Here is a 12,992-nt window from a genome sequence, read left to right on the forward strand (position 1 = left end):
ATTTTTTTTTCTTGTGGAATGGGCCGGAGAGCCCGTTCCAGAATTTGATTAAAAGGATTTTTGCAAGAGGTCTATTTTTAGTTGGGATTATTAATTATAAAAAAAGTATGTTTCCGTGGCAAAATCTTACGGCGATTTAACTTCAGTCTCCTGACTGATAACTACTGGTGGCGACAGATGCGGCGGCGATTCTGCCACATTCAACTGACCGCCACAACAACGCAACTCGTAAAGTTTTGCATTAATTTGATACTCGTACTGACTCAATAGCCTTGCATAAATATAGCCAGCTTTTCCATCCAAAAAACCTAATTGAATGAAGTAAAACAACATAAATCTGAGCAGTGGTTTAAAAGGCAGCCGCACCCAAACTTTTTTGAGAAATCGTTTCCGCTGCACTGCATCTCCAAATAAGTTTGCACCAATAGTGCCGCTGTCGTCGCGCCCCTCAATAATATTGTAATAAACGCGAGCTTCCCAATTTGAATAGCGGTTGTGGCGTTCTATCCAGTGAAATAAATCGCGGTAATCCTCGTGGATCATGTCATTTTTTAAGTAGCCGACTTGACCGGCTAAAATGACGTGTTCGTGAACTTCGTTGTCGCCTGTATTGGGAACGGATTCAGTGCCGAGATTTTCGTAGCGGCCTTTTTGATGCTTGAACAAACGCAAATTCCAGTCGGGATATCTGCCGCCGTAACGCAGCCACTGACCTAAAAAGAAGACTTTGCGGTTGAGGTAGTAGCCCTCAAAATTGGGGTCTTCGATCGCCTGCGCGATTTCGTCCCAAAGTTCCGGGGGAATGCGTTCGTCGCAATCGACAATTAATACCCATTCGTTGCGAAAGGGCAGGTTGTCTAAAGACCAATTTTTCTTTTTCGGCCAGCGGTTGTTGAAGTAGAATTGCACTACTTTTGCGCCGCTGCTGATGGCAATTTCTACCGTGCGATCGCTACTTTGGGAATCAACCATGAAAACTTCATCCGCCCTGGCAATGCTCGCCAGACACGCAGGTAGATTGAGTTCTTCGTCTTTTGCCGGAATGAGAACCGAAACTGGAATCTTGGATGAACTAGAGGTCATAATCGAGTGCTTGAACCTGAATGCGGTCGAGTTGTTGTGGATGAAGTGCGATCGGCACAGCCGCGCTGACGAGTTGAGCAGCGAGGGATATTGCCTCTAGCCTAATGCCTGCTGGTCGATTTCGGTGCAAAAATCAGGCCGCAGACTGCTGCACTCAAATAACCGATTTGACCCCAGGCAAAAACGAAATTTTCAAAGCGCAGCCCTGGATCTCTAATATATTTAAAAGACTTCCAGACACCCCTCAATATTCTTTCACCCCCCCGCCCAAGCTGAGCAATACCGGCTCGATCGGACAATTGTTCCCGATAACACTCGCTGATGCCTTGCCACCACCCGCGCTCTAGAAACCAAGCTTTGTTGAGCCGTTCTGCGGCGACATTGTGCAGCACCAAGGCATCGGGCAGATAAACTACTTGCCAACCTAACTCTAAAGCTAATTCTGTCGCGCGCAATTCTTCATTTGACAGCAACTTTTTGCCGACTCTACCGAGTTTGACATCGAAGCCGCCAATTTGTTCGAGAAAAGCGCGCCGGATCGAGTAGTTTACACCCCTGGGAGTCAAACCCGCAGCAGTCACGTACAGGCAAGTATCGCCTAAATCATATACTCCCAAGTTCTGGGCCAATCCCGGGGACAGCCAACTGGGTGGGGAGACTCCACAAGGCCAGAGCAAGTTAACTTTGCCGCCGGCTACTGCCAGTTTTTGATTGCTTTGATAAGCGCTGTGCAGCACCCTGAGCCAATTCGGCTCAGCAACAGCGTCGTCGTCGAGATAAGCTAATATTTCGCTGCGAGCTTGCTTAGCGCCGGTGTTCCGGGCTACTGACAGACCGATTTCGGGTTCCCAGACGTACTTGAGGCGCCGATCGCCCAATCTTGCTTCTACCACCTCGCGGGTGCGCGAAGTGGAACTTTCCGGGCTCGCATAATCGCTAGAAGCGTTATCCACTACTACTACTTCAAAGTTGTCGGGAAAATCCTGTACCAGCAAGCTGTCGATCGCCCCACCTAAATAGGCGGCGCGATTGTGGGTGCAAATAATTGCTGATATCTGAGGATGATCTGGCATAAATAACAGCTTGGGAAATACGGGAGTTCTCGATCGACTTACTCTGATATTGTCTCATCAATGCTATTATCGCTTAAAAATCATTGGCAATCAAACAAATAACAAATAACCAACAACAAATAATAGACCTCTTGCAAAAATAGCTGGAACGGGCATCTTGCCCGTTCCACAAAAATCTTTTTTCTTGTGGGATGGGCTTCTAGCCCGTCCCAAAATTTGATTAAAAGGACTTTTGCAAGAGGTCTAATAAATAACAACAACAAATCACAAATCACAAATGACTAAAATAATCTTAGTAACAGGGCCGGCCCGAAGTGGCAAAAGTGAATGGGCCGAAACTCTGGCTGCGGGTTCGGGAAAACAAGTAATTTATGTGGCTACGGGTCTGGTTGATGAAGCGGATTTGGAGTGGCTGCGCCGCCTCGAACAGCACCAAAATCGCCGTCGGGCAGATTGGGAAACTCTCGAAGTGCCGATCGACTTATCAGCAGTTGCGCGATCGGCCGATGAGTCAGAATGCCTGTTAATTGATTCCCTGGGAACTTGGACTGCAAATCTTTTAGAACAAGAAACGCCTGTTTGGGAGCAAACGCAACAAGATTTGATTGCTAGTTTAAAGTCAACCGCAGCCGATGTAATTTTGGTAGGAGAGGAAACCGGATGGGGAGTAGTGCCTGCTTATCCTGCGGGGCGGCTGTTTCGCGATCGCCTCGGCACTCTTGTCCGCCAAATCGGGGCGATCGCCGATAATGTTTATCTCGCCACCGGAGGTTACGCCTTGAATCTGAGCGATCTGGGTACGCGACTCCCGCCCTTGAAAAATTAACAGCCGAAGTCGCGATCGACAAGAGAGAAAAAATCCCGGTTTCCCGGCGGACAATCTTAGCAAAAAATCAGGTATAATCCAAACTAAAATAGAAAACTAAACAGCACATAAATCCCCCCCAAAATACTCCATCTGGCAACCAGCAGAGGAATTTGACACGGGAAATAGCCAGATTTTGAAATAATGTAAAATGAAATAATGTAAAATATAAAATGTCTCTTGAGATAGAGTGCAAAATTCCACTGTAAAGTCTAAAATTATCAATTAGTTGAAGGGCTGACTAAAAATTATGGCATCAGAGAGTGAAGTGAAAAAATATGTTGCTTACTGGTTTCAGTTAGGCAAAAAAGTATTAATTCGCAACGGTTCCGAAGCGCTGCTGCCCAAATCGGTAATTGCGGGCGATCGTTACAGCAGGGAATTTGAAGACTGCTGGCAAAAAATCATTTCCCCCGAAAGCGGAGACTGTTACCTGCAAGGCACAAACGAAACAATTGCCCAACTGCTGACACCAGCATGGGAAATCAGTCCCTGCGCGCGCTGCGCTATGCCCGTAGTTTTCAAACAAACCGGGATGCCCCCGGAGTTCTGTCCCTGTAACGACTTACCGAACTGGCCCGATACCGAAATGCCCCAACCTCGATCGCCCGTCAGCAGCCAATCGCAACTCTCAGGCATTCGCGATCGACTCAAAAGATCCAGCGCGGAGTAAGTATATAAGAAGGAAGAAGGGTCTTCTTCCTTAAATTGTTACAATATATTTACAATGCTTCACACTAGGTCTGATTTATGAATGTCAAGACAGTATCGCCAGCCTCCCCGCAAACTTATGTAAATTCAGGGACTCAGGCTGTACTAAGCAATCTTAAAGATGCAAACACAATTCCCCTGCAAGCAGTACCAGTATCACTAGAGACGGAGGCCGTAACGGACGATCGGCTCAAATCAGCCAGAGACATAGCTTTCGAGTTGGCCGGAGATGCTGTTCGGTACGATCCAGCGGCGATCGCAGCCCTGTACCGAAATCGACCTCTACAAGTCTGGGGAAGGCTGTCGAGCGTTGTTTGGACATTTTTTAGCTTTGCCTTCAGTGTGTGGTTTGACGGCAAAACAGGTCGTACCGCCACCAACCAAAAGCGTCGCGCCGTCCGACTGCGAGAAATTCTGGCCCAACTCGGCCCAGCTTTCATCAAAATCGGACAAGCACTCTCAACACGGCCCGACTTAGTACCGCCAGTATATTTAGAAGAACTAACAACGCTGCAAGACCAATTGCCAGCATTTCCCAACGAAGTAGCATATCAATTCATCCAAGAAGAATTGGGCGCACACCCCAAAGACATCTACGCAGAAATCAGCCCCGATCCGATCGCAGCAGCATCTCTCGGACAAGTCTACAAAGGCAAACTCAAAACCGGAGAAACAGTCGCAATCAAAGTCCAGCGACCGGGTTTAGCCGAAAACATCGGCTTAGATATCTACATCCTGCGACGAGTAGCTGTTTGGGCGCAAAAAAACTTCAAAATAATTCGCAGCGACCTCGCAGGCATTATGGACGAATTGGGCGAGCGCATTTACGAAGAAATGGACTACACCCACGAAGGACAAAATGCCGAACGGTTTGCCCAACTATACGGCCACATCAAAGACATTTACGTTCCCAGCATCTACTGGGAATATACCCGCCGCCGCGTCTTAACAATGGAATGGATCACCGGCGTCAAACTCACTAATTTAGAAGCAGTTAAAGCTCAAGGAATCGACGCTCCTTACTTAATTGAAGTGGGGGTGCAGTGTTCTCTCAGACAACTGCTAGAACACGGTTTCTTTCACGCCGACCCGCATCCCGGCAATCTTTTGGCAACTCCTGACGGTCAGTTGGCTTATCTAGATTTCGGGATGATGAGCGAAGTTAAACCTTATCAGCGGTACGGCTTGTTAGAAGCTGTGGTGCATTTGGTGAACCGCGACTTTGAAGGTTTAGCAAAAGATTATGTCAAGTTAGAGTTTTTAACGCCCGATACCGATTTAACGCCAATTATTCCGGCCTTAGCTAGCGTGTTTAACAATGCTTTGGGTGCTAGCGTTGCCGAACTAAATTTCAAAAGCATTACTGACGAGCTTTCGGCGGTGATGTACGAATATCCTTTCCGAGTTCCAGCTTACTATGCTTTGATTATTCGATCGCTCGTCACGTTAGAAGGGATTGCCATCAACGTTGACCCCGAATTCAAAGTGTTGAGCAAAGCTTATCCTTACGTAGCAAAACGGCTGTTGAGCGACCCCGCACCGGAATTGAGAGCATCCCTGCAAGATTTGCTGTTCAAACAGGGCGAATTCCGCTGGAACCGCTTAGAAAACTTGCTCAACAATGCCCGCGAGAGCGACGATTACGATGTCAGCAAAATCTTGAACCAAGCTTTAGAATATTTATTTTCTGAAAGAGGAGATTTCATTCGCGATCGTATTGTCCTGGAATTAGTCAAAAGTCTCGACACACTTTCCAGCAATGCTGTTGCTAACGCCAAAGCAGTCGTCGGCGAATGGTTTGGAGTCAAGGCAAATCAACCTGTAGTTTCACAAACAGAAAAAAACAATCTAGAACACATCAAGCGAATTTGGGATATTTTGCAATCAACTCCCGGTTTTGACGGGATGAAAGTATTGCAGCTTCTTCCGCAGTTGTTGGTGAAACCCGAAGTGCAGAACATGGGCCAGAAAGTAGTCGGCGGTTTAGCTCAAAGAGCAGTTGCTAGGGTAATTCGCGAGTTTTTGCTTTCGCAGGAACCGGCAGCACTTCCCGATAATGGAAGCTATCCTAAAACTTCGCCTCAGTTGTCTTTACCTGCGGCGAAGTAGTTATATCGTGTCAGGTGAATTGACCATAATTCCTGTAGGGGCGGGTTCACCAATATCTACAATAGAAACGAGAGATTCTGTAAACCCGCCCCGGCTTTTGAGCGTGGTCGATCGAACCCACATGATATTAGATTGGGATTTTTTGACCGCAAATATTAGCAGATAAACACAGATGAACGCAGATGAAATTTCGTCTGCGTTCTTTTAATTAAGCTAATGCTGTAGCTGCTGGTAAAGGTTCAATTTCTTGGGGCTTGGCGTGACGGCGGGGGTCATCAAAGCCCCAAGCAAATAGCCAATCGGGGTCAGCGTTACCGCAGCCGATCGAATATATTTGGCTGTGTTTGAAATGCTTGAAAAACTCCTGACACTTTTCATCTGTCATTAGCGATTCTTCTAGCGGTAAGTCGTGAATTAGGGCGTATAAATCAAATTCGTTTCGCTCTGGATTCCATTGATAGCGCAATTCAGGACTGTAACCAAGTTCGAGTAGCTTTGCTATTGCCTCATCAGGGTTTTTATAGTTGTCTAAGTGAACGCGGTTCAGGGAAACAACTACTTGTACGTGGTGGTACTTTGCTGGTGTTAATTGATATTCGGTCATCGGTTTTTCCTTTTTTTCTCATCACAGGTGTAATAGGTTCTTCCGGTTGCGTCGGGGTGTCTTGTTGCTTCGCGGTTCTGCTGTTCGCATCGCTTAGCAGCTTCTGCATCACTCCGAGCATAAAAAGGTCTGTCCGGATGTTCAGCGAGTTCGGCTTCCAAGTCTTCCCAAGACTTTTCTGGGTTGTCTGCGTCTCTCAACATTTGTCCCTCGCTTAATGTCTCCTCAGTCTTGAACGTTTTGCCCCGGTTGAGTTTTAGGCTCTGGCGGGGTTTCTGCTGTCTCTAGCCATTGCTTCATCAGTAAACCGATGACTTCGCTCATTGGCTTTTCTTGAGCTGTGCAAGCTAGTTTGAATCGTAGCTTTAGCCTTTTATCTACGTAAACGCTTAGTTCAGCCATTTCAGGTGGAATTTTTTTAGCCATGTCTCTCATACGCGCATACCTGTATTCTCGCATCTGGCGAGGGGGCGGTTTACTGCGGATCAAAGTCATCACGTATTGCGCGGTTGCGCGATATACGTTATCATACCTACATAGCCAAAAAACGGCAACCCCACCGCATTAAGAAATGTTGTTGCCGGAAACGCCGAACCAGGTATCGCTACCGGATTCTTCCAGCAAGATGTCGCTGCCTGTTTCGTCGTTATCCTGTTCACAAAAGTAGAGACAGCTAGCTCATAAAATCTTTATGTTGACTAAAACTTCAAAAATAGATAAAATTTCTACAGTAGATATTTTTACTTGCTGCGTAAGCCTTATAGCTTTTTCAGATGCAGAATCAGAGTCGCTTCCTTCGATCGAAACGGCTACGCGCTGCCCTCTGGTATGCCGCCAACGGCAAGTGCCAGCATTGCAGATGTGATTTGCCTTCAGACTGGCACGCAGACCACATTGAGCGATGGGCAGAAACTCAGAGAACCAATGTCCACGAAATGCAGGCATTATGCCCCAAATGTCATTATCAAAAAACTGCTGAGGAGAATAGAAACATGACAGATTCACTGCAATTAGAGCTAGATTTTTTTTCTTCACAAGCTCCTAAAGAACCTCATAATTTAAGAAAGCATCAAGCTGAATTTTATCAAATCTGTAAACGCATAAAGGCGGGAGAACAAATTAAAAAAATTCTTATGCTGGTTACGCCGGGAGGCGGTAAGAGTCTTATCCCAGTAATTGCTGCTGCAAATTTAATTCCAAATCGTAATTCTAGCAACAGCTTTCATGGAACTATAGCTGATGCAATTTGTTGGGTGGTTCCCCGATTAAATCTCCAAAATCAAGCAGAAGAAAATTTTGATAATTGGCAGTTCAGACATCTGCTAGGACATCAGCATAGAATTATGGCAAATAACAATGAGCCTAATCCATGCAAGGGAATGTCTGGCTATGCAGCTACATACCAGGCTATTACAGCAAGTCCTGACCTTCATGCTCAAGAGATTCGACGCAAGCGTTATATTTTAGTGCTGGATGAGTTTCATCATGTTGAGGAAGATGGAGCATGGCATAGAGCGTTGCAGCCGTTGGTAGATAATGCTGTATTGGTTATCTTGGTAACAGGAACTGGTGAACGTGGAGATCGGAAGCCAATTGCTTTTATGCCCTATAAAGCAACTCCTAGCGGTCTTACTCCCACCCTATCTAGTAGTGAAGATACCGTAGTTATTGAATATACGCGAGGACAAGCACTCAGAGAGGGTGCGATCGTTCCTCTCCATTTTGAATGGGGTGATGGGGAGGCTAAATGGATCGACGAGCAAGGGCAAGAATGTTCAGTCGAAAGCTTAGCAGAGGCTGGAGACTATAGGGGTATAGCACTTCGCACAGCGCTTAGTACCGGATACGCCGAGCAATTACTCACAAAATGTGTGGATAATTGGAAGTCACATAAAGAAAAGAACCACAGATCTAAGCTATTGGTACTCGCGCCCTCAATAGCAACAGCTAATCAATATTTAGAGTGGCTGAAAAAGTTAGGAGTCAAAGCCTTAAAAGCCACAAGTGATGAATCGAAAGAAGCGCAAGCCTCAATTAAAAGATTTAAGAAGCACTACAATTACGGCGATTCAAAGGCAGTTGATGCTTTAGTAACAGTAGCAATGGCATATGAAGGGCTTGATGTTCCGGCAATTACCCATGTTGCCTGTTTAACTAATATCAGAAGTAAGCCTTGGCTGGAACAATCATGGGCAAGGGCTGCCAGAGTCGATCGAGAAGCTGGAGATTTGAAAAAAACAGGGCTGATTTATCTTCCAGATGACCAGCTAGCTGCTAAATGCGTACAAGCTATCATAGCGGAACAAGAGCCAATTCTTAGGGAAAGAGAATTAAACAGGCGTGACAATGACAATGGTGGAAATGGGGATAACGATGCTAAAAGCAAAGAGCCGCGATATAATAGTAGTATCGCATTAAGTTCCAACTTAACACGATCGAGAGCATCTGATTTAAGTAGTGGGGAAATAGTAGATTATGCTGAGACTGCCCAAATCCAATCAGCAATGCAAAAGGTTGGATTGGGTGGAATTAGTACCCTGCAAATGAAACGATTTCTTGATGCTTATCAAGAGCCAGAAGCCAAAGATAGTCATGATTCTTTAATTGGAAGCAAAGAATCTTTGACTCCCAGTCAAGAACTGGGCATTATACGAGAAAAGATTGAAAAATATGTCCGTTACTATGCAGCAAGGAATGGCATAGAATCCAAAACGATTAATGGGGAAATTGTCAAAGAATTTCGCAAGCGACGCACAGAAATGACACTTGAAGAATTGAGGCAGGTGTGGGCATGGCTACAAGACAACTATCCAATGAACGATTGAAAGCTCACATAGAAACTCTCGGCAATGCAGGCGAACTCAATGCACCTCCTGGATCGCGCCCTTGGGCGATCGCTGTAAGGCTGGAACTGCAATCAGCCTTACATGATGCTGCATTCAACGCTCAACAATTGAAAGCATGGCGCGATCTGATGAAGCAATTCTCTGGCTATCATCAGCTTGTTGACGAACGTGGACAGCCATTCAAGACTTATGAGGAACTCTGCAAGGCTAAACCACCATTTGGTTTGGGTTATGAGCCGTCAGATATTGATAAAATTATTCAGGAACTAGCATCACCTAATGCAAAGACCTTTGAGCCTGAAGAAGATCAATTTCAAGAGCAGGGAAGTTCGTCAAAATATTTGGAAAAATTTTCTAAGCTGGTTCAAGCTTGTCCAGACCAGCAGCCTATAAATGCAGTTAAGATTAAACGAGTATTGCGGACTTGTTTAAGGAACGCACACCGTTGGAGGAAATGGTGGCTAGACTTGGGATGGATTGAACCATTATCCGGTAATAAACGTGGTTATTACCACATCACCGATCGGGGGCGGAAACAGGTGAAAGATTGGTTAGAAAAAATTCCATCTAGTAGCCTAAATACCCCTTCATATTTAAAGATTCCTCGCCATAATCCCAAGAGAGCTGGAGAGGCGCTAATTAAAGCTTTGGACTCTGAGCAACTCAGAGAACTTTATAGTTTAATCGGAGAATCACTTGCGCTTGAAAACAACCCATCATAAAAAGTCGGTTTTCTCAACAGCACTTATGCAATCAGCATCAGGACAAGCAACTTGTAGGATGCTCTACTACTTTTACGATCAACGGATTATCGAGGGCTTGGGATAGTAGAGTACCTTACTAATTGTGACACAGGCATAATTCCTGATTTTTTAACCGCCGATATTAGCAGATAAACACAGATGAACGCAGATGAAATTTCGTCTGCGTTCTTTTAATTAAGCTTGAATCCTTTAGCGGCTAATTGCTGGCGGAGACTTTGAATCATTACGCGATCGAGAGTATTTTCACCACCTTTGGTATTAGATTGGCGCTGTTGTTCAATATATGCTGTACGCTTTTGAGATAAGTCGCGGATCGTCTTTTTAATTGCTTCTCTTTCGGTTTTCTTTCCAGCTACATATGCTCTTTTTTCTGTTAGGGTCATCCCTCGCATGATTTCTGGTAAATTATCATCTGATATTGCCTCTAGTTTAACTGTTCCGTTTTCCAGAGCATCCAGCAAGTCCCAAGAAGCATTATCATAGTATTCAGAAGCTTTGGACGCACTACGCAAAACCGTATTGCTGCCAGCATTACTATCTTCAACTGCTTGACGTTGTTGTCCTATTCTTCCTTCTTTACCGTAGGGAATGTAGGTTTGATTTAGTTTAGTATTCCAAGTAGAAATCTCGTCGTCGTAAGGGGACTTAATTACCACAATTTTTTGGTTTTGATTGATGTTGAAGCTACTGCCTTTTGCTAACTCTGCTCCTGATGCCCAAAGTTGTCGCTCCTGACTTTCTGCTAAACCACAGTAGATTGTATTAACGAGGGTATCTCCTTTAACCGCGAGATTGACCGATTGATTCCAAACTATTGGGCCTTGATCGAATGGTTCATTACCCGCAATAAAAATCACGCGAAAATCTTCCTGATTTTTACTCCAGTTTAATTCTTGCATTGCCGAACGAATTACCCAGCCCGCATATTCTTGACCGCCGTTGGTTTTGATACTAAATAGCTTTTCGGAAACTAAATCTAATTCAGGCGTAAATCCAGTTAATAATCTGACAAAACCTTCCGAAGAGGGTAAAGTGTCGTTACCGTAATGATAGAGAGCAACTTCTAAATCGGGAACTTCGCCATCTTTTGTGACTTTAGTTAAAAAATTAACAATTTGCCAAAGTTGAGTACGAGTCTGGTCGATGAGTCCATCCATGCTGTTGCTAGAATCTAAAAGGATGGCTATCTGAATTTTGGCTTTGGCGAAAGCTGCTGTGGGGGAACACAGGATACTTAGGGTTAAAGCTGTAGTGAATAAAATTCGAGTTAGTTTCTGCATGGAATTTTTTGATTTGCTTATAGACAGGAGTCACAATAGAAAAGCATTTTCCTAATTATAGCCATTTGTTAATAGATTTAATCACTGGTGTCAAGTAACTTGTAACAAGATTTTACACTATTTGTATGGGTAAGGTGCGCCCTGGGCACCCTACAGATAGAGTTGGTGCGTAAGTCCTTCGGTAGTGTTTTCTAGTGGAGGTTGAGTCAATAACACTTCGTCAATTTCATCGCTGAAAGCTGTTGCGAGTTCAGGACTAGAAAGTGCGATCGCGCTTTCATGCAATTCATAAATCGTTGCTTCGATCCGATCCCAAGCCGCAGGTTCCGACTCCGCCAGACGGTAATCTTTCTCTATTTCTGCGATCGGTTCACTGAGTTCATCCTTGTCAAATACTTTTAAGCTGTCGCGCATTTAAATTTCACGGTCGAGGCGGGCGGGACGCCCAACCCCTACTCCCCACAAGAGTTTAATTGTTTTTTGACATCCAATTTAAATGCAGAACAGCTTAGCTACCCATAGGGATGTTCTGAACCAATCTGTTCTCCCAGACGCAACCGATAAGCAGCGGCCGTCACCTCAAAGACTCTCACGGAAAGGGCGGCGGCTTTTACCAACAGCGCCATCTCTTCGCGGCGCAGCAAGACAAAATGCTGGTCGTTGCGAGTGATGGTGATAGGGCGATCGCATCGCCAAATCCAGCACTCTACCTGGTTGCCGGTTCAATTCGGTGGCGGTAATTAATTCCTCGCCGTACACCAGGCGCGAAGATTCACTCAGCATAGCTTTTGCGCCTTTACAAAGAGCGGAACGCTTTTGAATCGATCTACGTGTAATTATAGGTGTTTACCAAAATCTTTCCGCTCTTTACAAAAATTAGCATTTTGTTGGCACAGCCCGAACGACCGCACAGCGGGGGTTTCCGCCACCGGCTCAAAAAAACTTTGGGTCGATCGCAAAAAATTGCCTCATTTGTCCTGATAAGTAAGTGTAGGAACAAAGTTGCGGCCGCACTTAAGTATGAACAATGAGTACATCCCCTCCGAGAGGGAAGACTTGTTATCCGCTGAAACCGATGGTGTTGGGGGCGATCGAAAATCGGAATTATCCGACCCAGAAGCCTTGTACCAGCAACTACTCGAACTTGTCGATCGAGCTTGCCAGCATCTGCCCGGCAGCCCTCAGCGAAATTATTATTTGACTCGACTGATTCGAGATATTGAAAGATCGGGGAAACTGTGGAAGGAAAACAAACCTTACTATGAGGATGCACTGCACAAAACATGGATATATCTGTCGCGCAATTTATGTGAAGCCACCACAGCAAAACAACCCTACGATCCGACAAAAAGCCGCATTACTACTTGGTTAAATGTTTATCTCCAGCAGCGGCTGAAAGATGAGCCTCGGGCCAAACAGAAAGCAAGGCAAAACACGATCGCTCAGCCGCTGCTTTCTTTAGATGAGCGGGATAATCTCGATCTAACTGAAAATTTGCCGGCTACTCCCGATCTAACTTCCTACATGGAAGAGATTTTAGAATGGATTGAGACCGATCCAACAGGCGAATTGAAAAGCAATCAGGCTCTCCTGACTTTATGGTGTATAATGTAACAAACAATACATTTGCTGTCATGGACTTTTATTTGGACTATAT

The 12,992-nt window shown here is 45.2% G+C and carries 16 protein-coding genes; 7 read left to right on the forward strand and 9 right to left on the reverse strand.

The window, feature by feature from the left end:
- Nucleotides 1-126 precede the first annotated feature (126 nt).
- Nucleotides 127-1,062: a glycosyltransferase family 2 protein gene (locus QUB70_RS28545; protein WP_332984987.1), complete on the reverse strand. Its 936-nt coding sequence runs from the start codon at nt 1,060-1,062 to the stop codon at nt 127-129.
- Between QUB70_RS28545 and QUB70_RS28550 the strand changes: the two genes are divergently transcribed.
- Nucleotides 971-1,183 carry a hypothetical protein gene (locus tag QUB70_RS28550; protein WP_332984988.1) on the forward strand — a complete coding sequence of 71 codons (213 nt, stop codon included), beginning with the start codon at nt 971-973 and terminating at the stop codon, nt 1,181-1,183. The genes QUB70_RS28545 and QUB70_RS28550 overlap by 92 nt on opposite strands.
- Nucleotide 1,184: 1 nt before the next feature.
- Here the strand turns inward: QUB70_RS28550 and QUB70_RS28555 are convergent, their stop codons facing one another.
- A complete protein-coding gene (locus tag QUB70_RS28555) occupies nt 1,185-2,156 on the reverse strand; it encodes a glycosyltransferase family 2 protein (protein WP_332984966.1) in 972 nt (323 codons plus the stop codon).
- Nucleotides 2,157-2,433: 277 nt separating this feature from the next.
- Here QUB70_RS28555 and cobU point away from each other — a divergent pair, with 277 nt between their 5' ends.
- From cobU to QUB70_RS28570, 3 genes are all read left to right on the forward strand, one after another.
- Nucleotides 2,434-2,982 (forward strand): bifunctional adenosylcobinamide kinase/adenosylcobinamide-phosphate guanylyltransferase, encoded by a 549-nt coding sequence (gene cobU, locus QUB70_RS28560; protein ID WP_332984967.1) that lies wholly within the window; start codon nt 2,434-2,436, stop codon nt 2,980-2,982.
- A 289-nt stretch (nt 2,983-3,271) separates the two neighbouring features.
- Nucleotides 3,272-3,694, forward strand: a complete 423-nt coding sequence (locus QUB70_RS28565) for a hypothetical protein (protein ID WP_332984968.1) — start codon at nt 3,272-3,274, stop codon at nt 3,692-3,694.
- Between the two features lie 77 nt (nt 3,695-3,771).
- Entirely contained in the window at nt 3,772-5,841 is a 2,070-nt protein-coding gene (locus tag QUB70_RS28570) for an ABC1 kinase family protein (protein WP_332984970.1), read from the forward strand.
- Nucleotides 5,842-6,049: 208 nt separating this feature from the next.
- On the opposite strand, the gene QUB70_RS28575 is transcribed toward QUB70_RS28570, so the two are convergent.
- From QUB70_RS28575 to QUB70_RS28590, 4 genes are all read right to left on the reverse strand, one after another.
- Nucleotides 6,050-6,445 carry a hypothetical protein gene (locus QUB70_RS28575; protein WP_332984971.1) on the reverse strand — a complete coding sequence of 132 codons (396 nt, stop codon included), beginning with the start codon at nt 6,443-6,445 and terminating at the stop codon, nt 6,050-6,052.
- The gene (locus QUB70_RS28580) at nt 6,442-6,648 is read right to left on the reverse strand and encodes a hypothetical protein (RefSeq protein ID WP_190663068.1); all 207 of its coding nucleotides are present in this window, start codon (nt 6,646-6,648) and stop codon (nt 6,442-6,444) included. The genes QUB70_RS28575 and QUB70_RS28580 overlap by 4 nt, the downstream gene beginning before the upstream one ends.
- Nucleotides 6,649-6,670: 22 nt before the next feature.
- Nucleotides 6,671-6,871, reverse strand: a complete 201-nt coding sequence (locus QUB70_RS28585; protein ID WP_332984973.1) for a hypothetical protein — start codon at nt 6,869-6,871, stop codon at nt 6,671-6,673.
- Between the two features lie 252 nt (nt 6,872-7,123).
- Nucleotides 7,124-7,390: a hypothetical protein gene (locus QUB70_RS28590; RefSeq protein ID WP_332984975.1), complete on the reverse strand. Its 267-nt coding sequence runs from the start codon at nt 7,388-7,390 to the stop codon at nt 7,124-7,126.
- Here QUB70_RS28590 and QUB70_RS28595 point away from each other — a divergent pair.
- Both QUB70_RS28595 and QUB70_RS28600 read left to right on the forward strand, forming a co-directional pair.
- Nucleotides 7,312-9,270: a DEAD/DEAH box helicase family protein gene (locus QUB70_RS28595; RefSeq protein ID WP_442927845.1), complete on the forward strand. Its 1,959-nt coding sequence runs from the start codon at nt 7,312-7,314 to the stop codon at nt 9,268-9,270. The two genes, QUB70_RS28590 and QUB70_RS28595, sit on opposite strands and share 79 nt — an antisense overlap.
- Entirely contained in the window at nt 9,237-10,013 is a 777-nt protein-coding gene (locus QUB70_RS28600; RefSeq protein ID WP_332984978.1) for a hypothetical protein, read from the forward strand. Before QUB70_RS28595 ends, QUB70_RS28600 begins: the two co-directional genes overlap by 34 nt.
- A 212-nt stretch (nt 10,014-10,225) precedes the next feature.
- On the opposite strand, the gene QUB70_RS28605 is transcribed toward QUB70_RS28600, so the two are convergent.
- The 3 genes from QUB70_RS28605 to QUB70_RS28615 form a co-directional block, all read right to left on the reverse strand.
- Nucleotides 10,226-11,335 carry a hypothetical protein gene (locus QUB70_RS28605; protein ID WP_332984980.1) on the reverse strand — a complete coding sequence of 370 codons (1,110 nt, stop codon included), beginning with the start codon at nt 11,333-11,335 and terminating at the stop codon, nt 10,226-10,228.
- A 150-nt stretch (nt 11,336-11,485) separates the two neighbouring features.
- Nucleotides 11,486-11,749, reverse strand: a complete 264-nt coding sequence (locus QUB70_RS28610) for a hypothetical protein (RefSeq protein WP_332984982.1) — start codon at nt 11,747-11,749, stop codon at nt 11,486-11,488.
- Between the two features lie 165 nt (nt 11,750-11,914).
- On the reverse strand, nt 11,915-12,118 hold the full coding sequence (locus QUB70_RS28615) for a hypothetical protein (protein ID WP_332984984.1): 204 nt from the start codon (nt 12,116-12,118) through the stop codon (nt 11,915-11,917).
- 237 nt (nt 12,119-12,355) lie between these two features.
- Here QUB70_RS28615 and QUB70_RS28620 point away from each other — a divergent pair, with 237 nt between their 5' ends.
- The gene (locus tag QUB70_RS28620) at nt 12,356-12,949 is read left to right on the forward strand and encodes a sigma-70 family RNA polymerase sigma factor (protein ID WP_332984986.1); all 594 of its coding nucleotides are present in this window, start codon (nt 12,356-12,358) and stop codon (nt 12,947-12,949) included.
- Nucleotides 12,950-12,992 lie beyond the last annotated feature (43 nt).

Source organism: Microcoleus sp. A003_D6 (assembly GCF_036702825.1).
Taxonomy (GTDB): domain Bacteria; phylum Cyanobacteriota; class Cyanobacteriia; order Cyanobacteriales; family Microcoleaceae; genus Microcoleus.

Bases quoted from the DNA above. Each gene is read 5' to 3' on its own strand.
- QUB70_RS28550 (WP_332984988.1), top strand. From the start codon at position 971: ATGAAAACTTCATCCGCCCTGGCAATGCTCGCCAGACACGCAGGTAGA.
- QUB70_RS28555 (WP_332984966.1), bottom strand. From the start codon at position 2,156: ATGCCAGATCATCCTCAGATATCAGCAATTATTTGCACCCACAATCGC.
- cobU (WP_332984967.1), top strand. From the start codon at position 2,434: ATGACTAAAATAATCTTAGTAACAGGGCCGGCCCGAAGTGGCAAAAGT.
- QUB70_RS28565 (WP_332984968.1), top strand. From the start codon at position 3,272: ATGGCATCAGAGAGTGAAGTGAAAAAATATGTTGCTTACTGGTTTCAG.
- QUB70_RS28570 (WP_332984970.1), top strand. From the start codon at position 3,772: ATGAATGTCAAGACAGTATCGCCAGCCTCCCCGCAAACTTATGTAAAT.
- QUB70_RS28575 (WP_332984971.1), bottom strand. From the start codon at position 6,445: ATGACCGAATATCAATTAACACCAGCAAAGTACCACCACGTACAAGTA.
- QUB70_RS28580 (WP_190663068.1), bottom strand. From the start codon at position 6,648: ATGTTGAGAGACGCAGACAACCCAGAAAAGTCTTGGGAAGACTTGGAA.
- QUB70_RS28585 (WP_332984973.1), bottom strand. From the start codon at position 6,871: ATGGCTAAAAAAATTCCACCTGAAATGGCTGAACTAAGCGTTTACGTA.
- QUB70_RS28590 (WP_332984975.1), bottom strand. From the start codon at position 7,390: ATGCCTGCATTTCGTGGACATTGGTTCTCTGAGTTTCTGCCCATCGCT.
- QUB70_RS28600 (WP_332984978.1), top strand. From the start codon at position 9,237: ATGGCTACAAGACAACTATCCAATGAACGATTGAAAGCTCACATAGAA.
- QUB70_RS28605 (WP_332984980.1), bottom strand. From the start codon at position 11,335: ATGCAGAAACTAACTCGAATTTTATTCACTACAGCTTTAACCCTAAGT.
- QUB70_RS28610 (WP_332984982.1), bottom strand. From the start codon at position 11,749: ATGCGCGACAGCTTAAAAGTATTTGACAAGGATGAACTCAGTGAACCG.
- QUB70_RS28615 (WP_332984984.1), bottom strand. From the start codon at position 12,118: ATGCTGAGTGAATCTTCGCGCCTGGTGTACGGCGAGGAATTAATTACC.
- QUB70_RS28620 (WP_332984986.1), top strand. From the start codon at position 12,356: ATGAACAATGAGTACATCCCCTCCGAGAGGGAAGACTTGTTATCCGCT.